The organism is Undibacterium sp. 5I2, from assembly GCF_035019605.1.
Taxonomy (GTDB): domain Bacteria; phylum Pseudomonadota; class Gammaproteobacteria; order Burkholderiales; family Burkholderiaceae_D; genus Undibacterium.
The window spans coordinates 1-20,798 of record NZ_JASJVS010000064.1; the positions used below are offsets into that span (position 1 = coordinate 1).

15 protein-coding genes and 1 tRNA gene are annotated in these 20,798 nt (G+C 55.3%); 8 read left to right on the forward strand and 8 right to left on the reverse strand.

The window, feature by feature from the left end; genetic code table 11:
• Positions 1-293 precede the first annotated feature (293 nt).
• A complete protein-coding gene (locus QN359_RS16890; protein ID WP_322250217.1) occupies positions 294-833 on the reverse strand; it encodes a c-type cytochrome in 540 nt (179 codons plus the stop codon).
• A gap of 252 nt (positions 834-1,085) precedes the next feature.
• On the opposite strand from QN359_RS16890, the gene QN359_RS16895 reads away from it, so the two are divergent.
• The 3 genes from QN359_RS16895 (at position 1,086) to QN359_RS16905 (ending at position 2,878) form a co-directional block, all read left to right on the forward strand.
• Positions 1,086-1,162: transfer RNA gene (locus QN359_RS16895), tRNA-Arg, on the forward strand.
• A 115-nt stretch (positions 1,163-1,277) separates the two neighbouring features.
• The gene (locus tag QN359_RS16900) at positions 1,278-2,045 is read left to right on the forward strand and encodes an ABC transporter substrate-binding protein (protein WP_322250218.1); all 768 of its coding nucleotides are present in this window, start codon (positions 1,278-1,280) and stop codon (positions 2,043-2,045) included.
• A 47-nt stretch (positions 2,046-2,092) separates the two neighbouring features.
• Positions 2,093-2,878: a transporter substrate-binding domain-containing protein gene (locus QN359_RS16905; RefSeq protein ID WP_323493598.1), complete on the forward strand. Its 786-nt coding sequence runs from the start codon at positions 2,093-2,095 to the stop codon at positions 2,876-2,878.
• Between the two features lies 1 nt (position 2,879).
• Here QN359_RS16905 and dinB read toward each other — a convergent pair whose 3' ends face one another.
• Positions 2,880-3,929, reverse strand: coding sequence for a DNA polymerase IV (gene dinB, locus QN359_RS16910; RefSeq protein WP_323493250.1), 1,050 nt, complete (start codon positions 3,927-3,929; stop codon positions 2,880-2,882).
• Between the two features lie 166 nt (positions 3,930-4,095).
• On the opposite strand from dinB, the gene QN359_RS16915 reads away from it, so the two are divergent.
• On the forward strand, positions 4,096-4,560 hold the full coding sequence (locus tag QN359_RS16915; RefSeq protein WP_322250221.1) for a thioredoxin family protein: 465 nt from the start codon (positions 4,096-4,098) through the stop codon (positions 4,558-4,560).
• Between the two features lie 10 nt (positions 4,561-4,570).
• On the opposite strand, the gene QN359_RS16920 is transcribed toward QN359_RS16915, so the two are convergent.
• Complete coding sequence (locus QN359_RS16920; RefSeq protein ID WP_322250222.1) at positions 4,571-5,602, reverse strand: helix-turn-helix transcriptional regulator; 1,032 nt, start codon at positions 5,600-5,602, stop codon at positions 4,571-4,573.
• 155 nt (positions 5,603-5,757) lie between these two features.
• On the opposite strand from QN359_RS16920, the gene QN359_RS16925 reads away from it, so the two are divergent.
• From QN359_RS16925 to QN359_RS16935, 3 genes are all read left to right on the forward strand, one after another.
• Positions 5,758-7,359, forward strand: coding sequence for a GMC family oxidoreductase (locus QN359_RS16925; RefSeq protein WP_322250223.1), 1,602 nt, complete (start codon positions 5,758-5,760; stop codon positions 7,357-7,359).
• An 89-nt stretch (positions 7,360-7,448) separates the two neighbouring features.
• A complete protein-coding gene (locus QN359_RS16930; protein ID WP_322250224.1) occupies positions 7,449-8,273 on the forward strand; it encodes a D-hexose-6-phosphate mutarotase in 825 nt (274 codons plus the stop codon).
• A gap of 64 nt (positions 8,274-8,337) precedes the next feature.
• On the forward strand, positions 8,338-11,088 hold the full coding sequence (locus tag QN359_RS16935) for a pitrilysin family protein (RefSeq protein ID WP_322250225.1): 2,751 nt from the start codon (positions 8,338-8,340) through the stop codon (positions 11,086-11,088).
• 25 nt (positions 11,089-11,113) lie between these two features.
• Here the strand turns inward: QN359_RS16935 and QN359_RS16940 are convergent, their stop codons facing one another.
• The 4 genes from QN359_RS16940 to QN359_RS16955 all read right to left on the reverse strand — a co-directional run bounded on the left by QN359_RS16940 (position 11,114) and on the right by QN359_RS16955 (position 15,201).
• On the reverse strand, positions 11,114-11,743 hold the full coding sequence (locus QN359_RS16940) for a YcbK family protein (protein ID WP_322250226.1): 630 nt from the start codon (positions 11,741-11,743) through the stop codon (positions 11,114-11,116).
• 92 nt (positions 11,744-11,835) lie between these two features.
• Entirely contained in the window at positions 11,836-12,246 is a 411-nt protein-coding gene (locus tag QN359_RS16945; protein WP_322250227.1) for a hypothetical protein, read from the reverse strand.
• A complete protein-coding gene (locus QN359_RS16950) occupies positions 12,236-13,135 on the reverse strand; it encodes a TraB/GumN family protein (protein WP_322250228.1) in 900 nt (299 codons plus the stop codon). The genes QN359_RS16945 and QN359_RS16950 overlap by 11 nt, the downstream gene beginning before the upstream one ends.
• Before the next feature lie 23 nt (positions 13,136-13,158).
• Complete coding sequence (locus tag QN359_RS16955) at positions 13,159-15,201, reverse strand: UvrD-helicase domain-containing protein (RefSeq protein WP_322250229.1); 2,043 nt, start codon at positions 15,199-15,201, stop codon at positions 13,159-13,161.
• Between the two features lie 114 nt (positions 15,202-15,315).
• Here QN359_RS16955 and QN359_RS16960 point away from each other — a divergent pair, with 114 nt between their 5' ends.
• A complete protein-coding gene (locus tag QN359_RS16960; RefSeq protein ID WP_322250230.1) occupies positions 15,316-15,798 on the forward strand; it encodes an SRPBCC family protein in 483 nt (160 codons plus the stop codon).
• 59 nt (positions 15,799-15,857) lie between these two features.
• Here the strand turns inward: QN359_RS16960 and QN359_RS16965 are convergent, their stop codons facing one another.
• Positions 15,858-20,768 (reverse strand): Ig-like domain-containing protein, encoded by a 4,911-nt coding sequence (locus QN359_RS16965; protein ID WP_323493599.1) that lies wholly within the window; start codon positions 20,766-20,768, stop codon positions 15,858-15,860.
• Between the last annotated feature and the right edge of the window lie 30 nt (positions 20,769-20,798).

Genomic DNA, 20,798 nt, shown 5'->3' on the forward strand with positions numbered 1-20,798 from the left:
AAATTCATGAAAGTACGCAATGAAAAGCGAATTTCAAAAAATTATCTGCAAGAAAGCAAGCTATTTGCCGCGACATGCACGATTTTGGTGCGGAAAGTAACGAAGTTTTTCTGGGAAAATTAAATATACTAAAAAAGGCATTGATTTTTGCCAAAAGATGGAAAGTGCGAAAAGTGTTGCTTAAATGCGACTTTTTGGCACATGCTTGAGGAGGGAAAAGTCGGCAGGCACGCTGCTGCAGGCGTAAAAAAACCCCTGCGCCAGCCAGGGGTTGTGTTGCGAGTGCGCTGAACTTACTTGGCGGCTGCCTCGGCCACGGCCACGGCCTTTACTTCCGGCTCCTTGAACTTGGCACCACCAGCATTGGCCATATGCACCACGGCACGGGCCACTTCGACCTCGTCGAGATCAGGATTGCCGCCCTTGGCCGGCATCATACGAATACCAGCAACGGCGTGCGTGAGCAGCGTCTCGTAGCCCTGCGCAAGGCGCGGCCCCCAAGCTGCCGCATCGCCAAACTTAGGCGCACCGGCCGCACCCGTATCATGGCAAGCCGAACAGACCATTTTGTAGACTGCCTCACCGCTCTGCAATTGTTTCGGGCCGCTGGCATCTTTCAGAGTGAAGCCGAGATCGGCCACCGGTTGAATACGCGTGGCAGTGGCCTCCGGCGTCAAGGCCGACGAACCGGCACCGAGTTTTTGATCATTAGCAACATATGAAACTAACAAGACTATGCCGACGATGGGAACCAAAAGGCCGGCGAGTACCGCAACGATCAGTTGCTTCGGTGTTTTAATTGCAGATTCGTGTACTTCGTGGGCATCGCTCATGGTTTCCTCTTTGCAAATAAATGATCATTCCGCTTGCTAATCCGTGCTTACCTAGTTGTCTGTTGAACTGAGGAGCCATGGAGCATCAAAGTTTTGGATTATAGAGCGAAAAGCGCAATGTTTGGAACCAAAAGCAGGGTTTGTCTGATATGCATCAGTCGCTTGTGACCAAGTATGCGACAAAAAGCCCTCTGCCAGTGATGAGCCGGACAAAAATTTAGGTTAGAATAGCGGCCTTGCAGTATGCAAAGCGCGCCAGTAGCTCAGTTGGATAGAGTACAGCCCTCCGAAGGCTGGGGTCGCACGTTCGATTCGTGTCTGGCGCACCATCTTTCTCCCCTCCCTTGCTCTGTTTTTCCCTCTCTTGTTCGCAACTGGTCTGCATTTTCTCTTTTTGTAACCAATTTTTACAATTATTTTATGTGCAACAGGTAAGATTGTACGATGTGCATTCTTTTACGGCCTCTCTCAGCTATCCTCGCTGCGCTCTTGTGCTTTGTTTTGTTGCTGGCACAGCCAGCTAACGCGACCGGGCTCAACATCGTCACGGAAAGTCTGCCGCCGCTCAATTATGAAGAGAATGGCGTCGTCACCGGCTTTGCCACCGAACTGGTACAAGCGATGTTAGTCAGCGCCGGGCTCCAGGCACCAATCACGCTCTTGCCATGGGCGCGTGCCTATCAGGCCACATTGAGCCAGCCCAATACCCTGCTGTATTCGACCACGCGCAGCGCGGAACGTGAAGCCTTGTTTGAATGGATAGGGCCGATCAGCACGCGAAAAATTTTCTTATACAAACTCAAGACGCGCAGCGATATACACTTGAACAGTATCGCCGACAGTGCCCATTACCGGCTAGGCTTGGTGCGGGAAATGGCGTCGGCCAAAAATTTTTTGCAAGCCTATGCGCAAGCCGACAGCCAACTCGACTTCGCCCCAACGGTCGAATCAAACCTGAAAAAATTTCTCATCGGCCGGACTGACCTCATTATTTCGCAAGATTGGGCCGCGGCATTTCTGATGAAATCGCAGCAACGCCGACCGGAAGAACTGGAGGCGGTGTTTTTGCTCGATGGCAGCAGCAGCTACTACCTGGCCATGAACAAGCAAAGCGATCCGGCCTTGGTACAAAAAATTCGCACAGCTTTTGAGAAAGTACAACAGTCTGGTGTGCTCGAAAAACTCAGAAAAAAATACCTGCCTCAAGAGTGAAACAGATTAATTACAATCCTGCCACCGATTCACATCGGCATCACATGATGACAATTTTGCGTTGGCTCTTTGTCGCCCTGCTCATGCTTAGCAGCCCGACTTTTGCCGCCACTGACGAGCTCGCACCCTTGCGCCTTGCGTCACTTGAATGGTCGCCCTATGTTGGTCATGCACTACCGGAAGAAGGTTGGGTCGCGGCGATCGTCAAGGCGGCCGCTGGTGCGGCGCACTGGCGCAGCGAAATCGCGTATTTCCCTTGGAGCCGTACGCTACAAGAAGGCTTGAATAATCCTGAGTTCGCCGGCTATTTCCCGGCGTTTTATCTCAAAGAAAGAGAAAAAAGCTGTTATTTTTCTCATTCACTCGGTAACAGTGTGGTCGGTTTTGCCAGCCTCAGCGATAAGCATTTCGACTGGCAAAGTCTGAGCGACCTCAAAGGCTTGACCATCGGCACGGTGCAAGATTACGCCAATGGCGAAGAATTTGATACCCTGGTGCAGCAACGCTTGCTCAAGACCGACAATGCCCCTTCCGACCTCAGTAACCTGCGCAAGTTGCTCATCGGCCGGGTTGACGTGATTGTGATCGACCAAAATGTGTTGCGCCAATTGCTTATCACCGAGCCGGCGCTGAGCAAGGTGCGGCAACAGATTATCTTCCATGCCAAAGCGCTGACCACTTTTTCCATGCACATTTGCTTTCAACACACGCCACGCGGCCTGATATTGCAAAAAAGTTTTGACAATGGACTGGAAAAACTCAATCTCAAAAAGATGGAAAACCTGTATTTCAGCAACTTGCTGGCAGCGCCGAATACGGTGACGCTACCGTGATTCAATCGAACAAAGCCAGTTGATGCGCCGGTAATGGTTCGGCCAAACGCAGCCCGAGTCCAAGCAAACGCACCGGCAGCGCGCGCCGCTGAAAGCCGGTGCTGAGCAGTTGCGCAAATAGTTCGGCATCCATCTGCTGCCCCAGACATTCCACCGTGGTCGAGCGAAAATCGGCAAAGCGTATTTTGATGTACAACTTGTGAATATGGCCAAGCGCATCGGCGCGACGGGCGCGCTCTTGTAATGAGGCGTATAAAGCCGGCAACTCGGCCAAACAACTGGCCAGATCGGGCAAGTCCAGCGTATAAGTTTCTTCCACACTGACTGATTTACGTTCGGCATGCGCCGAGACTTCGCGACGGTCGTCGCCACGACTGAGCTCATATAAGCGCTGACCGAATTTGCCGAAGTGCTCGACCAGTGCAGGCAGCGACCAAGCCTGTATATCGGCGCACACATGAATACCCAGCGCATGCAGGCGCGCCGCCGTCACTTGGCCGACCCCATGCAAGCGCGCCACCGGTAACACGGCGATGAAAGCGTCGACATGCTCGGGTAAGATCACGAACAAGCCATCGGGTTTATTCCAGTCGCTGGCGATTTTTGCCAAAAATTTATTCGGTGCCACCCCGGCCGACGCCGTGATACCGACCGTTTCTGCAATCCGCGCGCGGATTTCTCGGGCGATCAGGGTGGCGCTGCCGTGGTGGAGCGTGGCGCAGCTGACATCGAGGAAGGCTTCGTCCAGCGACAAAGGCTCGACCGCATCGGTGTAGTCGCGGTAGATGTCGAGAATGCTGCGCGAAGCGATGCGGTATTTTTCCATCGCCGGTGGCACAATCACCAGCTCGGGACAGCGGCGCAGCGCTTGCGCCATCGGCATGGCCGAATGGATGCCGAAGCGACGCGCTGCGTAATTACAGGTGGCGACCACACCACGCTGATCAGGACGGCCGCCGACCGCCAGCGCTCGTCCGCGCAAGCTGGGGTCGTCACGCATTTCAATGGCGGCGTAAAAACAATCGCAATCGCAATGGATAATTTTCTTCACAACAAGAATGAGCAAGCTAACATCGCGCTATTTTATCTGCTTGCAAGCTAAAACTGTATATTTATACAGTATTTATTGCTTTTTTGAGAAAGCTTAAGCGCCAAGCAATGACAAAATAATTGATTTGAGTCAATATCGACAAATTCACTCTCTTACTTATACGATCATGATCAAACGTCTATTGCTACTGCTGTTGGCAACGCTACTGTGCACCGCCCAAGCCCAGGCCAGTACTGCCCAGCCCTACGATGAAAGCGCCGATGCACAGGCGCAGTTGACGGCTGCATTGGCGCAAGCGCGTGCCAGCCAGAAAAAAGTCTTGGTGATTTTCGGTGCCAATTGGTGCAAGGATTGCATAGAACTTAACCGCTCCATGCAGGGCCACAGTGCCGCCTTGATCGCGGCACAATTTGTGCTGGTCAAAGTGAATGTCGGTGAATTCGACAAGAACTTGGCACTGGCGGCCGCCTATGGCAATCCGATCAAAAAAGGCATTCCAGCCGCTGTCTTGCTCTCGCCCGATAACCACCTGCTGTATGCCTCAACAGGTGGCGAATTATCGAATGCGCGGCGGATGAGTGAGCAAGGAGTGTTTGATTTTTTTAGTCAAATCAGCAACGCTGCCCCGTAAGGATTGGATTCTACGCGTCCAGACCGATCAAACCAGCACGATACGCTCCCGGCGTGCTGCCAGTCGCACGCTTGAAGGCGCGGCGCCAGCTGCGGGTGTCCGAGTAGCCGAGTGCTTCGGCGATGCGTTCGATCGCTTCACCGCTCTGTAACAAGTGTTTGGCCCTTACTATCCGAAGATTTTCACTGATCTGGAAATAGGAACTGCCTTCGCGCGCAAGCAAGCGGTGCAGCGAACGCGGGCTGATGTTCAAGGCCGCGGCGCTATCAGCCACGCTGTGCAATTGGCAATCGAGTCCTACCAAAATATGCAATAAGCTGCGCCGCCCAAGTACGCCGGCGGCGCTTAACTCATCCTGACAATGTTGGCGCACGCTGAGTACCCGCGCCTGGTCCGGTTGCGCTAAGCGGTGCTGCAACAAATCTCGCGGAAACACGATGCGGCAGCGCGCCGCGCCCAACTTTACCGGGGCGGCAAAGCTTTGTTCATACAGTGATAGTCGGCGTAACTGCGGCACCCGCAATTCCAGCCGCAGCAGACGAAATGCTGGGCCACACAATTGACGGGCGACATTAAACGCCGTCAACAGGTGGTCGACCGCCAGAAAATCTTCCAATTCGCGGTCATCAAACAAGGGGTAGGCGCATAAAGAGGCCTCGTGCGCGTCAATTTGCAATTGCAAATCGAGCATAGAACCGGCCACCATCTGATATTCCAAGGCAAATTTCAAGGCCTCCAACAAAGTGTCATGTGCGCCGATGCCGGCACTGATCAAGCCTAACTGCGCCAGCGATTTGCGCTCGCCCGACCAAATCCCGAGATCCGCAAGGCCCTGCTGCTGCGCGCACAAGACCCCGGCACGCGCCTCCAAATACGTGATGTGGCTGTGGCCCGGCTCGAGCAAGCTGGGAAACAAATTCTGCAGCGGCCACGCGCGCTCACGCGCAATCGCCAGCAAACCCGAAAACGGGTGGGCGGGAAAGACGGCGTCGCGCACCGACAACACGGTGCCGAAGGCAAGAGAAGCAGCAGCAGGGAACATGCTCAGTGGCTCACGGTGTGGCAGTCAATGTCCTTACATAATTCGAACGGGCGTACTAATATTCTTGCTACCGTACATTGAATACGGCAATTCAGCAACGCTGCAGTGCAATACCAGAGCAGACCTGCTGAGATTGATTACACCGAGGAGACAAGATGGAAACAACAATGACTGACTATATCGTCGTCGGCGGCGGTGCCGGTGGCTGCGCTGTAGCCGGGCGGCTGTCGGAAGACGCACGCATCAGCGTGACCGTGCTCGAAGCCGGTGGTGCCGGCGACAGTTGGGTCGTCACTACCCCGATCGGCGTGGTCGCCATGCTGCCGACCAAGCTCAATAACTGGGCCTTTGAAACCGTACCACAGCCGGGCCTGAATGGCCGCCGTGGCTATCAACCACGCGGCAAAATGCTGGGCGGGTCATCGGGTCTCAATGCCATGGTCTATGTGCGCGGACACAAGAGCGATTATGACCACTGGGCCGCGCTTGGTAATGCCGGCTGGTCGTATGAGGAAGTGCTGCCCTACTTCATCAAGTCGGAACACAATCAAAGCCATGGTGCGCCCTATCATGGTCAGGATGGGCCTTTACGAGTCAGCGAGCTGCGCAGCGACAATCCGTTTCAAGAGATTTATCTTACTGCGGCACGCCAAGCCGGTTTCACGATCAATCCCGATTTCAATGGTGCCGAGCAAGAAGGCGTCGGCATTTATCAAGTGACGCAGCATGAAGGCGAACGCTGGACCGCCGCGCGTGGCTATTTGCGTCCGCATATGGGGCAGCGTGCCAATCTGCGGGTCGAAACCGGCTGTATGGTGACGAAGATACTGTTCGAAGGCAAGCGTGCGGTCGGCGTCGAAATGCGCCAAAACGGCGTGCTCAAGATTTTGCGCGCACGCTGCGAAATTCTGCTCGCCGCCGGTGCCTTCCAAACCCCGCAATTATTAATGTTGTCGGGGGTCGGTGACGCGACGGCCTTGCAAGCGCTCGGCATTGCGGTGCTACATGATTTACCCGGGGTCGGCCAAAATTTGCAAGATCATCCCGATTTTGTTTTCAAGTACCGCGCCCCTAGCCTCGATTTGCTCGGTATTTCTGCCGCTGGCGGTGTGCGTATGCTGCGCGAATGGCGGCGCTATCAAAACCAAAGGCGTGGCTTGATGAGTTCCAACGGTGCCGAGGGCGGTGCCTTTTTGAAAACCGACCCGGAACTGGCAGCACCCAATATCCAATTACATTTTGTTATGGCGATGCTCGACGACCATGCGCGCAAACTCCATCTCGGCCATGGTTACTCTTGCCATATGTGCTTGCTACGACCGCAAAGCGTGGGCGAAGTACGCCTGGCCAGCGCCGATGCGCATGCTGCGCCCTTGATCAATCCGCGTTTTCTCGAGCATCCGGAAGATTTGGAAAACATGCTCAAGGGTTTCAAACTGACGCGCCGCTTGCTCGATGCCCCAGCCTTGGCACAGGTGCGCAGCAGCGATTTTCAAACCGCGCAAGTGCACAGCGATGACGAGATACGTGCGGTATTGCGCGCCACTTCCGATACCGTATATCACCCGGTCGGTACTTGCAAAATGGGTAAGGATGCCATGGCCGTGGTCGATGCGCAGTTGAAGGTACATGGCATGGCCGGTTTGCGCGTGGTCGACGCCTCCATCATGCCAACTCTGATAGGCGGCAATACCAATGCGCCCACCATGATGATAGGGGAAAAAGCGGCGGCGATGATCATGGCGGAACGAGGCTGAAGTCTCCCTGGTGAAACATGGTGAAAATTACCATGTTTCGCTATCGCCATGGCTTAGAATAGGGGTCTGTTTAATACAAAACAAGCGACATGGAATTTCTGACCCTCCGCGCCAGTGATGGCGCCAGCACACGCATTGCCAGCCACGGTGCCCACGTCTGTTCATGGATACCGGCGCAGGGCAAGGAACAATTATTTCTCAGCCAACGCTCCGCGTTTACTTCGGACAGCGCCATTCGCGGCGGTATCCCAGTGATTTTTCCGCAATTCGCCACGCTCGGCCCACTGCCGAGGCATGGTTTCGCCCGTACCGCCAAGTGGAAATTGCAGAGCAATGAGATGCACCCCGACGGCAGTGCCGTGGCAGTATTTTGTCTACAAGAAAATATCGCACGGCTCACTATCTGGCCGCATGTCTTCACGGCCAGGTTGACGGTGCGCGTCTACGCCAATACGCTACAGGTGAGCTTGGAGATCGAGAACCGCGGCGATACACCGTTCAGCTTCACCGCCGCCTTGCACAGCTATTTCGCGCTGGCAGACTTGGCACAAGCGCGACTACATGGCTTACAAGGCGTGGTTTACCGTGACAGCTTGTGCGACCGCAACGATGTGCTGGAAACGGCCGAGTATTTACACCATATCCAAGAAATTGATAGAATTTACGGGCCGCTGACCCAGCCGCTGCGGCTGGAACAAGCGCAGCAGCAGCAGTTGCACATCGAGAGCAGCGGTTTTACTGATGCGGTGGTATGGAACCCCGGAGCCGATGCTGCGGTCAAACTGCCGGATCTGGCAGCCGGCGAAGAACAGCGTATGCTCTGCGTGGAAGCCGCCATCGTCCGTCAGCCGGTGGTCTTGGCACCGGGTACGCGCTGGAACGGTAGTCAGACCATGACGCTCAGCGATCAATAGGCTTACAAGGGTGGTGGCTTGGCCACGACCGCATTGTTTCGAAGTTTTGCCATAAGGACTTTCCATGTCATCTGTCTCGTTTCGTTTCCTACCGTTCACACCCTTGCTACGCATCCTCATTTGCAGCGGCGCCCTGATCCTCAGCACACAGTCCGCGCAAGCACTGGTACTGCCGCCAGACATGCAGCAAATTACCAGCGTCGAAGGCTTGACCGAATACCGCTTGCCCAACGGCTTGCGGGTCTTGCTCATGCCGGATGCCAGCAAACCGACGGTCACCGTGAACATGACCTACCTGGTCGGCTCGCGGCATGAAAATTACGGCGAAACCGGCATGGCGCATTTGCTTGAGCACATGATGTTCAAAGGCACCGGCAAGCATGCCAATATCACCGAAGAATTCAACCGGCGCGGCATGCGCATGAATGGTACGACCTCGCTGGATCGCACCAATTACTATGAATTGTTTCAAGCCGACGACAGCAACTTGCAATGGGCGCTGGAAATGGAAGCCGACCGCATGGTCAATTCGCGCATTGCACGCCAGGATCTTGACAGTGAAATGACGGTGGTACGCAATGAATACGAAGGCGGCGAGAATTCCCCGAGCAGCGTGCTGATGAAGCGTCTGCAGAGTGTGGCCTATGATTGGCACAATTATGGCAACGCGACAATCGGTAACCGCAGCGATATCGAAAACGTCAAAATTGAAAATCTTCAAGGTTTTTACCGCACTTACTACCAGCCCGACAATGCGGTCTTACTGGTAGCAGGCAAGTTTGATGACAGCAAAACCTTGGCCTGGATCAGTCAAGCCTTCGGTAAAATTCCGAAACCAACACGGGTACTGCCGCCGTTTTGGACAGTCGAGCCGACCCAAGATGGCGAACGCAATTTTGTCGTGCGTCGCAAGGGCGACATACAACTCATCATGATCGCCTATAAAGTACCGGCCGGCTTGCACCCGGATCGCGATGCCATCGGCTTTGCCGGTGACATTCTGACCAATGCCCCGCATGGTCGCTTGCACAAACAATTGGTAGAAACCGGCAAGGTGGTGCAAGTGTTTGCCACCGAAGTCGGACATGTCGCACCGGGTCTGACTATCATCGGTGCTGCAGTAAAAAAAGGCGCTTCGCTGGAAGAGGCGAAAGCGGCCTTGTTAGCCGGCATAGAAGACTTCAAACTCCATCCGCCGACGGCCGAAGAAATGGAGCGCGTCAAGCGCGACAATGCCAATGAATATGAAAAAATGCTCAACGATCATGAATCGATCGGGGTGGCAATGTCGGAATTCATTGCCATGGGCGACTGGCGCTATCTGTTCGTCGATCGCGACAATGCCGACAAGGTCACGCCGGAGCAAGTAAGCGCAGCGGCACAACGTTATCTGGTACGCGACAACCGCACCACCGGCATGTTCATTCCCGAAGATACCCCGCAGCGTGCCGAGGTGCCGATGGCCCCGAGCATGGCCGACGTCATGCGCGACTTCAAACCGAAAGCCGCCATACTGAGCGGCGAGAATTTTGATCCGGCACCAGCCAATCTCGACCGCCGCACCAGCATCAGCCGCATCGGTGGTTTGCAACTGGCCTTGCTGCCGAAAAAAAATCGTGGTGCCACGGTCGACGTGGCACTGAGTCTGCACTGGGGTGATGAAACCAGCCTGTTCGGCAAAAGCACCGTCAGCAGCCTGACCCACAGCTTGCTCAGCAGCGGTACGAAGCGCTACAGCCGCGCCGAAATCAGTGATCAAATGTCGAAATTGAAAATGAGCGGCAGCTTGTTAGACTTCCAAACCACGCGCGACAATCTGCCAGCCGCATTGGCACTGGTGGCAGAAATTTTGCGCGATGCGAATTTCCCCGATAGTGAATTCAAGCAACTGCAACAACGCAGCATCGTTGCACTCGAAGCGAGTCGCAATGAACCGGGTGCCATCGTCGGCCGTGAACTGGCGCAGCAATTCAACAGCTATCCACGCGGCGATTTCCGTGCCCCACTGAGCTTGGATGAATCGCTGGCCGCGCTCACCGCCTTGACGGCCGCCGATGTGCGGACCTTCCATCGCGATTTTTACGGTGCCTCCAACGGGGAGTTATCTATCGTCGGTGACTTCGATGCCGATGCCATCAAAACCACGGTGGCCAGCGCATTCAAGGGCTGGGACAGCAAAGCCCCTTGGACCCGTTTGAACTCGCTGCGCGCCGATCCTGCCGCCAGCCGCAAAACCTTCAACACGCCGGACAAAGAAAATGGCATCTATGCCAGTTCGATGACGCTCAACTTGCGCGATGATGATGCCGATTTTGCTGCGCTGCGCGTAGCCAATTATATTTTCGGCGGCGGGGCTGGTTTGAATTCCCGTTTGCTCGAACGCATACGTCAAAAAGATGGCTTGTCGTATGGCGGCGGTTCCAGTATTCAAGCTGGCAGTATTGATCGGGTCGGCAGTTTTTCCATCAGCGCCACAGCGGCACCACAAAATCTGGCGAAACTCGAAGTGGCGATACGAGAAGAATTGAGCCGGGTCTTGAAAGAAGGCTTCAGTGCAGAGGAATTGGCCAAAGCCAAATCTGGTTTTTTACAGCAACGGGTGCAGGCGCGTACCAGCGATGCCGCATTGGCCAGCGGTGCCAACAATAATTTGTATTTGAAACGTGCTTGGGCTTGGGCTCAAGGCTTCGACGACAAGGTAGCCGCCTTGACGCTGGAGCAACTCAACCAAGCCTTCCGTCGGCATATCGATCCGGCCAAACTGAGCGTCTTCATTGCGGGTGACGAAAGCCGCGCTAAACTGAACGCTAAATAAGCGGCAACGACGACTAAGCCTGGCGTCAGCCTTTCCAGCTGCGTTGCAAGCCAGTATCGGTATGAATCCAGCCACCGTTGGCGCTGGCGCGGTAATAAAAGCCGACGCCACCGCCACGGAAGCTGCGAATCAAATCACCGAGCACTTCTTCATGCAATTGGGCAATGCGGATATCCGCCGCTTTGCCATCCATATGCAGTGATTTACGCGCTGCCGGCACACCTTGCTCGATCAAATGGCGGTTCGATTCCGGCGTGCGATAGCCAGACAAGATCACCAAGGGATCGGTCATACCAAGACGCGCCACATAGGCTTGCGTGGCCCATAAAGTTTCCAGTAATTTCGGGTCGATCTCCACGGTTTTTTTGCCATTCACATCGCGCAACAAGTGGCACAGTTGTTCATATGCCGAAGACTGCAATTCGCCATCCTGCCAGTACAATAATTTGCAGCGTTCGCCCGAGGCGGGACGGACTAAGTCGAGCGTGCGCGGCTTGAGCCAGAAATCGAGATCGAGCGCCTGCGAATCGAATAAATCGGGTGGCGGTGCCAACGGAGTGGCCGCGGCAGCAAACGGTAATAAATGACTCTCGCAAACCAGACCGGCAGCGGTGAGCATCAGGCTTTTTTTGAGAAAATAACGACGTGCAAGCATGGGGCAGCTCCAATAGTGGGCGCGAAATAAGGATAAAAATAAGGCTAAGAACAAAGTGTAGCGGCTGTTCGGCCAGACGGCTACGGCTACGCTTACTTCTTACTCGTTCTGAATTCGTGTCGTAACACCAAGCGGCTCGAAGCAATCAAACTGTTGAGACCGAGTATCAATTGCGTCAACAAATGGCCACGTAACAACCAGATCTGCGCCCGCGGGGCCTCGACCTGGGTCACGGCCGTCACCACTGGCGCAATCCATGCCGCTTCAGGGCTGAGGTCGAGCAAGATATCGCCATCGCTGTTGGTATGCAAATACAATTCGCCGCCATGCAACAGGGTAAAACACACCCCATGCCCGGCCACGCTGTTCTTCGCCACCACTTGTTGCAACTCACGATCATGCAGCTCTAACCAAGCCTCGACTTCGTATGCATTTTCCAGCAGTAACCAGGCCTGTTCTTGCATTGATACGGCTGGTAAAGCAGAAGGGGATTCAATCGACATACACATAGCCTGACTTATTAGAAGAAGAAATTTGACGCACTTTCAAACCGCGCTTACGCAACAGATCGACCAGACTGCGTGGGCCGGAAATATGGGCGGCACCGACGACGACCAACAAACGCCGCCCCGCCGCCATCTGCGCCAGGATTTGTGTGACCATGGCGGGGTTGCGGTCATCAAGCAAAGTTTGCATGAATAATTTGGCGGCCGCATCTTTGTTGGCTTCGGCCAGAAACAATTGCTCCAGTGTCGCAGCATCGCCGGCTTTCCAGGCTTGCACCAAGCGAGCGGTGTCACTTTTGAGCGTGCCGTCAGTGATGCTATCGAGCGTTTGCGCCAACATGGCGTCGCCAACTTCATCACTCAAACCACCCAAAATACCAGCCTGAAACACCATACTTTCCAGCTCCAACACGGTTTTGTGGTCGCCTTTGGCGCGCGTGATGAAATGCTGATCGATGCCGAACTCGGCCGTGTACCCGAGCGGCGTTAAGGCCGCAACCAGCAAAGCACTGGCCACCAAGCTAGGGCGCAATTGCTGCCATTGCGTGGCTGCTTGCGGTTGCCGCAGCAATAACTGCTCCCAGGTGCTGGTGCGCAAATGATTCTGCAGCCTGTCAGGGGCGGCATAGGTCAGCAAGGGCAGGGCTTTTTGCATTTCGCCAGGACGGCTAGGGTCGACTTCCACCGCCAGCGTGTCGGCTTGGCGATAAACTTGCTGTACTGCTAAAGGCAAGGGATAAAAATCGGCGCGTGCCACATGAATCGAACCGAACAGGTAAGCGGTGTGCGCACCTTGACGCACTTCCCATAAGCCCCCCGATACCGGTGCGGCCGCCCAGAGCGGCTGCACCCAAACCAGCAACAACACGCAAAAACCGCGCTTCATCGCTGCACTCGTATATTTTTTTATCACTGGCCACCCGCTTGCTTGCCCGAGGCCAATAAATCCTTCAAGCGCGCCAGTCGTTCGCGCGGCGTCAGGGTTTCGGCTTCGGTCGGCACCGCGGTACCTTCGTCGAGCTGCATTTCTTTAACGAAGCGCGAGACATCGCAATGCACGGGCGCGCCGGCACGTTTGCGTTTTTTACACCAAGTGATATGCAGAGTGCGCTGTGCGCGGGTGATACCAACATACATCAAACGCCGCTCTTCCTGGATGCGCGCGGCGATCGTATCGGCCGGCGCATCAGGGTCACCCTTGTGCGGCAAGATCCCCTCTTCCACCCCGACCAAAAACACATGTGGATACTCCAAGCCTTTCGAGGCATGCAAGGTCGACATGCGCACCGCATCGGGCGCTTCATCTTTCCCTTCCATCATCGTCATCAAGGCCACCATCTGGGTCAAGTCGAGCAGACTGCGATGTTCATCGGTGCCCTCTTTGCCGCCGCTGCCTTTGGTCTTGAGCCATTGGGTAAAATCGAGCACATTCTGCCATTTGCCTTGGGCGGCGCGGTCATCGAAACTGTCGTAGAGATAGGCTTCGTAATTAATTTCCTTCATCAAATCGTCGAGCAATTCACCGGCTTGGCCTTCGCGATGGGCATGCGCTTCGACATGGTTGATGAAGGTGGCGAAGTCGCGCAGCGGGCGCAACTGCCGTTCGGTCAACTTGGCTTCGAGCCCGCCCTTGAATACCGCAGCAAACAAGGAACACTGCCACTGACCGGCGAAGGCCCCGAGCACTTCCAGCGTGGCTTGGCCGACCCCGCGTTTGGGCGTGGTAATGGCACGGATGAAGGCCGGATCGTCGTCTTCATTGGCGATCAGACGTAAATAAGAAATAATGTCTTTGATTTCGGCACGATCGAAAAAACTCTGGCCACCGGAAATCGTGTACGGAATTCTTTCCTTGCGCAGCGCTTGCTCGATCACCCGCGCCTGGTGATTGCCGCGATACAGAATCGCGTAATCGGAATAATTCGCGCGGCGTTCGAAGCGGTGCGCCGAAATCATGATGGCCACTTGTTCGGCTTCTTGCTCATCGTCTTGCATGCCAAGCACTTTGACCGGGTCGCCCAAGCCATGCTCGGACCACAGCGATTTTTCAAACAACTTCGGATTATTGCCGATGACGGCGTTGGCCGCTTGTAAAATGCGGGTGCTGGAGCGGTAATTCTGTTCAAGTTTGATGATGACTAAATCAGGAAAATCGACCTGCAGCGTCGTCAAGTTTTCTATCGTCGCGCCACGCCAGGCGTAAATCGCCTGATCATCGTCGCCGACGGCGGTAAACATCGGCTTCTTGCCAACCCCGGTAACCAGCAATTTGACCAATTCGTACTGGCAGGTATTGGTATCTTGGTACTCATCGACCAATAAATAGCGCAATCGGCGCTGCCATTTATCACGCACTTGCTCATTACTGCGGAATAATTCTACTGGCAAGCGTATCAAATCATCAAAATCCACCGCCTGATAGGCCGACAAGGTGGCGACATAACTGCGGTAAATCCGCGCAGCGATGGCTTCGTCTTCGTCGATGGCTTGCTTGAGCGCCGTCTCCGGATCGATCAAGGCATTTTTCCACAAGGACATGGCGGTTTGTATGCGCCGTATCAGTTGTTTATCGGTAGTGATGGCCAAATCTTGTACCAGCGAAAAACAATCATCGCTGTCCATAATCGAAAAGCGATCTTTCAAACCCAAGGCTTGGGCTTCCTGACGCAGAATTTTCACGCCCAGCGAATGAAAGGTCGACACAGTGAGCTGCCGGGCTTGGCGCGGTTCGGCCAATAACTTGGCAATGCGTTCCTGCATTTCCATGGCGGCCTTATTGGTAAAGGTCAGCGCCGCGATATGTTTCGGTTCATAGCCGTGCAATTCGATCAAATTGACGATTTTTTGCGTGATCACGCGGGTTTTGCCCGAACCTGCACCGGCCAGCACCAGACAAGGACCATCCATATAATTGACAGCGTTGCGTTGGGGAGTATTGAGGCCGTGGGACATAATCTTGTGAAAAGCAAATCAGGCACCATTGTAGCCGGATTTACGCGCCTGTTTGTTTTTCCCCGAAGCAGAGTAAACTAGCGCCCATTATTGTCCCGCCAACAAGGTCAGACCATGCAATTCGAACACTTAGTGGAAATCAACGATCTCCCCAACCCACTTATCCTCATCATCAGTCGCGCCCAACTGTGGCGCGGTCTGGTGCTGCGTGCCGAAACACCAAAACTGTTCATCGATTACCTCGACAGCGCCGATATTTCTGCCCGCAGCGAACAAGGCATGCAACGCAGCCTGCGTTACGGTGAGCTCACGGTCGTCGACACGGTCGTGCTCACGCCGCAACAAGAAGTGCGCTACTTGGTCGCCGCACAAGGTGAGATTCCGGCATCGTCACTGCATATGCGTATCGAAGAACCGCAGCCAGACGCCTTGTTTGTGCGCTTCACCTATGTCGACGGTGCCAGCGCCGAACAAGATGCCGAAAATGAGCTCTACAACGAGTACCGCCGCTCGGCCTATCAGGAAGCCGACATCGATACCGTGCGCATCATCCGCGAACTGGCCGAAATCGGCCGGCTCGATGGCTTGGTAAACTAACTGAAAAAAAAACAGCGGCCGCATAATCTGCGGCCGCTGTTTTTTTTCTTACGTCAGTCTCAGAAACCCAAGCGCACGTCAAACCTGAAGCTGTTGGAACGATACGCATTAGCACCGACCGAACCGAGCCAGCTAAAGTTAGTCTGCACGCCCCGACGAGTGCGGAAGTTGAGGCCGAAACCGAGTGACTCTACATTCTCCGGCAAGCCCAACACCGTCACACCGTAGTTGGTACTGCCGGCACCCAAATCGGTGTAATACATGCTTTGGTTCACATCTCCACTGGCACGGTGACGCAACTCCAGTTTCATCGATGGCGTCAGCTGTCCGGAAGCGAAGCTGTAATCCTTGAATACTTCCAAGCCACCGGCTACCGTCGTATCGGTAAAACTGCTCTGGTTAAAACTCAAAGCCAGCAAGCTGCCCTGTTCGTTGTAAGCGTTGAGCTTGGTATGCAAGACATTAAGACGACCGAACGGATGCAGGCGAATATCATCAAACTTCAGTTCGCGCGTGAGCGTGACTGAGGCGAAGGCGACCTCGCCACTGCGGCTGCCGTTGAGCAGCACGCTGTTGACATCATCCCAGCGATGGTTATCATAATTAACACTGCCACCACCGAGGCTGGCATCGATGAACCAGTCTTGCGCAGGCTTATAAGTCAGATACAGGCTGCCCGACCATTGCTTGGCTTTACTGTCGCTGCCGAACAAATCCATGGTCGTGGTATCGCGCGCATAACCGATCGAGGCACCAGCGATCAGGCGTGGGTTGAGCATCACATCGCCACCGACGGTGAGGCCAGCACTGGAAAACTTGGCGCGTCCGCCGTCACCGGTGTCCATGCCACCGACATCGATATTACCGGCACTCCAGATACCGATAGATTGGCCGCCGATCTGCAGCACATCATTGCCCGGTGCCGGCATACTGTCGGCGTCGAGCGTGCTGCGATTTTTGACCGGCTGTGGCAAGTCATCATTGCCGACAAACGGCCCACCGGTTTGACGTCCGCCCTCGGCCATGCCGAAAGTGCCCGGTGCCGCCGTGTAACGGCCTTCGCTGCTGAGGTTTTGCGCGATTTTGTCGCCGACCATACGCAAGGTATCAAAGTAAGGACCATTGAGGCCGATATTGAAACGATTACGAATCGCGAAATCACCATGCAAGAGCTGCACATGGCTGGAAACATTGCTCATTTGCGCGACAGTAAAGCGCTGCACCGCAGCGACGTTGGCCGCCACATGCTGATTGACAACGGCATTACTGGCAGGATCCGGGCGTTTCGCCACCGTCAGCGCCAGCACCGCACTGGTACCGGCCACAGTAAGCGTATCGCCGCCGTACACCGCGGTGATACTGTGCGGGCCTAAGCCCAAACTGCTGGTGAGCAAACTGGCACTGCCGGCACTAATCGTCACAGTACCGAGCAATACGCTGCCATCCATGAATTTCACACTACCAGTAGCCGTCGCCGGCGTGATACTGGCTTGTAAAGTCAGACTTTGTCCCAGCATCGGTGCGCTCATCGAACTGCTGACAACCAGCGTCGCACTGACCAAGTTCTGCACCTGCACCGTCAAACTCGCCGTCGCCGCTGCATACGTGGCATCGGCCGCCTTGGTGGCTGTCACCACACAATTACCGGCGGCATTTCCCGCTGTCAGCACATTAGCCAGCAGCGTACACGTACCGGAACTGAGCGCATAACTGAGCGCCCCGCTGCCGGAACCGCCGCTCGCACTGAGCAAGGTCTTGCCAGTATTTTTCATGATGCTGAGCTTATCACCGCTCAGAACCAAGCCAGCCTGGGCATTCTTACCGACCGTCAAGGTATACGTCTGCGTAGCTGCCGCATTGATACCTGTGACTGCGGCCTGACTGGCCGTAATGGCGCTGGTCCCGGCGCTGACCGGCGTAATCACGCCACTGGCATTGACCGTTGCCACCGCAGGGCTGGCACTGCTATAAGTGATCGCACCGTAACTGCCGCCACTCAAAGTCGAGCTGGCCGCATTGTTGACGCTGCTGCCCATGGTCGTACTCAAGGCCGCCGGTGTGGCAAAACTCAGCAGTGGTGTCGGCAATGCCGAGACCGTCACACTGTAAGTCTGCGTGGCAACAGCATTGATACCCAACACCGCCGCTTGCGTGGCGCTGATCGTGCTGGTACCGGCGCTGACTGGTGTGATGACACCGCTGTTGCTGACCGTTGCTACTGCCGTATTGGAACTGCTGTAAGTGATGATTCCGTAACTACCGCCACTCAAAGTCGAGCTGGCGATATTCGTCAGACTGTTTTGCATACCCACACTGGCTGCGCTCGGCGTGGCAAATGTCAGTATCGGTTGTGGCAAGGCCGTTACCGTCAAACTGTAGCTGCGTGTGACCGCGGCATTCACACCGGTGACTGCTGCTTGCGTGGCCGTGATCGTTATGGTGCCGGCGCTGACTGGTGTCACCACACCACTGGCGCTGACCGTTGCCACTGCCGTATTGGAACTGCTGTAAGTGATGACGCCGTAACTGCCACCGCTCAAAGTCGAGCTCGCTGCATTGGTCAAGCTGTTACCCATACCGATACTTGCGGCACTCGGTGCGGAAAAACTCAGCGTACCGACTGGCAGACTGGTCACCGTTAAGCTATAGGACTTGGTCGCTTGCGCATTCAGCCCTGTTACCGCCGCTTGCGTGGCCGTGATCGTACTGGTGCCGGCGCTGATCGGTGTGATCACACCACTGACACTGACCGTTGCTACTGCGGTATTGGAACTGCTGTAAGTAATAACGCCGTAACTGCCGCCGCTCAAAGTCGAGCTCGCTGCATTGGTCAAACTGTTACCCATACCGATACTGGCTGTGCTCGGTGTACTGAAACTCACGATACCAAGCGGCAGGCTGCTTACGGTCAAGCTGTAGCTTTGTGTGGCTTGGGCATTTACCCCAGTCACCGCCGCTTGCGTAGCCGTGATCGTACTAGCGCCGGCGCTGACTGGTGTGATGACACCGCTGGCGCTGACCGTTGCCACTGCCGTGTTCGAACTGCTGTAAGTGATGACGCCGTAACTGCCGCCGCTCAAAGTTGAGCTCGCTGCATTGGTCAAGCTGTTACCCATGCCGACACTGGCGGTGCTTGGTGTCGTAAAACTCACGATACCAAGCGGCAGACTTGTTACGGTCAAGCTGTAGCTTTGTGTGGCTTGGGCATTCACCCCAGTCACCGCTGCTTGCGTAGCCGTGATCGTAGTGTTGCCGGCGCTGATCGGTGTAATCACACCGCTGGCACTGACCGTTGCCACTGCGGTATTCGAACTGCTGTAAGTGGTGACACCATAACTACCGCCACTCAGCGTTGAGGTTGCGGCATTCGTCAAACTGTTTTGTACACCCACACTGGCGGCACTCGGCGTGGCAAATGTCAGTACCGGTTGTGGCAAGGCTGTTACTGTCAAGCTGTAAGTCTGGGTCGCTTGCGCATTCACCCCAGCCACCGCCGCTTGCGTAGCCGTGATCGTACTAGCGCCAGCACTAACTGGTGTGATCACACCACTGACACTGACCGTTGCTACTGCGGTATTGGAACTGCTGTAAGTAATAACGCCGTAACTGCCGCCGCTCAAAGTCGAGCTCGCTGCATTGGTCAAACTGTTACCCATACCGATACTGGCTGTGCTCGGTGTACTGAAACTCACGATACCAAGCGGCAGGCTGCTTACGGTCAAGCTGTAGCTTTGTGTGGCTTGGGCATTTACCCCAGCCACCGCTGCTTGCGTAGCCGTGATCGTACTAGCGCCGGCGCTGACTGGTGTGATGACACCGCTGGCGCTGACCGTTGCCACTGCCGTGTTCGAACTGCTGTAAGTGATCGCACCGTAACTGCCGCCACTCAAAGTTGAGCTCGCGGCATTGGTCAAGCTAGTACCCATACCGACACTGGCTGTGCTCGGTGTCGTAAAGCTCAAGGTACCGACTGGCAGAGTTGTTACGGTCAAGCTGTAACTTTGTGTGGCTTGGGCATTTACCCCAGTCACCGCTGCTTGCGTAGCCGTGATCGTACTAGCGCCAGCACTGACTGGTGTAATGACGCCACCGGCACTGACCGTTGCCACTGCCGTGTTCGAACTGCTGTAAGTGATGACGCCGTAACTGCCGCCACTCAAAGTCGAGCTCGCTGCATTGGTCAAGCTAGTACCCATACCGACACTGGCTGTGCTCGGTGTCGTGAAGCTCAAGGTACCGACTGGCAGACTGGTCACCGTTAAACTATAGGTCTTGGTCGCTTGCGCATTCACCCCAGTCACCGCCGCTTGCGTAGCCGTGATCGTACTAGCGCCGGCGCTGACTGGTGTGATGACACCGCTGGCGCTGACCGTTGCCACTGCCGTGTTCGAACTGCTGTAAGTGATCGCACCGTAACTGCCGCCACTCAAAGTTGAGCTCGCGGCATTGGTCAAGCTAGTACCCATACCGACACTGGCTGTGCTCGGTGTCGTAAAGCTCAAGGTACCGACTGGCAGAGTTGTTACGGTCAAGCTGTAGCTTTGGGTCGCTTGCGCATTTACCCCAGTTACCGCCGCTTGCGTAGCCGTGATCGTACTAGCACCAGCGCTGACTGGTGTAATCACACCGCTGGCGCTGACCGTCGCCACTGCCGTGTTCGAACTGCTGTAAGTGATGACGCCGTAACTGCCACCGCTCAAAGTCGAACTCGCCGCATTGGTCAAGCTGTTACCCATACCGACACTGGCTGTGCTCGGAGTCGTAAAGCTCAAGGTACCGACTGGCAGACTTGTTACGGTCAAGCTGTAGCTTTGTGTGGCTTGGGCATTTACACCAGTCACCGCTGCTTGCGTAGCCGTGATCGTACTAGCGCCGGCACTGACTGGTGTGATCACACCGCTGGCGCTGACCGTCGCTACTGCTGTATTTGAACTGTTGTAAGTGATGGTGCCATAACTACCGCCGCTCAAAGTTGAGCTCGCTGCATTGGTCAAGCTGTT

Coding starts and splice junctions, on each gene's coding strand:
- QN359_RS16945 (WP_322250227.1), bottom strand. CDS start 12,246: ATGTCGATTGAATCCCCTTCTGCTTTACCAGCCGTATCAATGCAAGAA.
- QN359_RS16930 (WP_322250224.1), top strand. CDS start 7,449: ATGGAATTTCTGACCCTCCGCGCCAGTGATGGCGCCAGCACACGCATT.
- QN359_RS16950 (WP_322250228.1), bottom strand. CDS start 13,135: ATGAAGCGCGGTTTTTGCGTGTTGTTGCTGGTTTGGGTGCAGCCGCTC.
- QN359_RS16960 (WP_322250230.1), top strand. CDS start 15,316: ATGCAATTCGAACACTTAGTGGAAATCAACGATCTCCCCAACCCACTT.
- QN359_RS16925 (WP_322250223.1), top strand. CDS start 5,758: ATGGAAACAACAATGACTGACTATATCGTCGTCGGCGGCGGTGCCGGT.
- QN359_RS16915 (WP_322250221.1), top strand. CDS start 4,096: ATGATCAAACGTCTATTGCTACTGCTGTTGGCAACGCTACTGTGCACC.
- QN359_RS16905 (WP_323493598.1), top strand. CDS start 2,093: ATGACAATTTTGCGTTGGCTCTTTGTCGCCCTGCTCATGCTTAGCAGC.
- QN359_RS16940 (WP_322250226.1), bottom strand. CDS start 11,743: ATGCTTGCACGTCGTTATTTTCTCAAAAAAAGCCTGATGCTCACCGCT.
- QN359_RS16900 (WP_322250218.1), top strand. CDS start 1,278: ATGTGCATTCTTTTACGGCCTCTCTCAGCTATCCTCGCTGCGCTCTTG.
- QN359_RS16920 (WP_322250222.1), bottom strand. CDS start 5,602: ATGTTCCCTGCTGCTGCTTCTCTTGCCTTCGGCACCGTGTTGTCGGTG.
- QN359_RS16955 (WP_322250229.1), bottom strand. CDS start 15,201: ATGTCCCACGGCCTCAATACTCCCCAACGCAACGCTGTCAATTATATG.
- QN359_RS16890 (WP_322250217.1), bottom strand. CDS start 833: ATGAGCGATGCCCACGAAGTACACGAATCTGCAATTAAAACACCGAAG.
- QN359_RS16935 (WP_322250225.1), top strand. CDS start 8,338: ATGTCATCTGTCTCGTTTCGTTTCCTACCGTTCACACCCTTGCTACGC.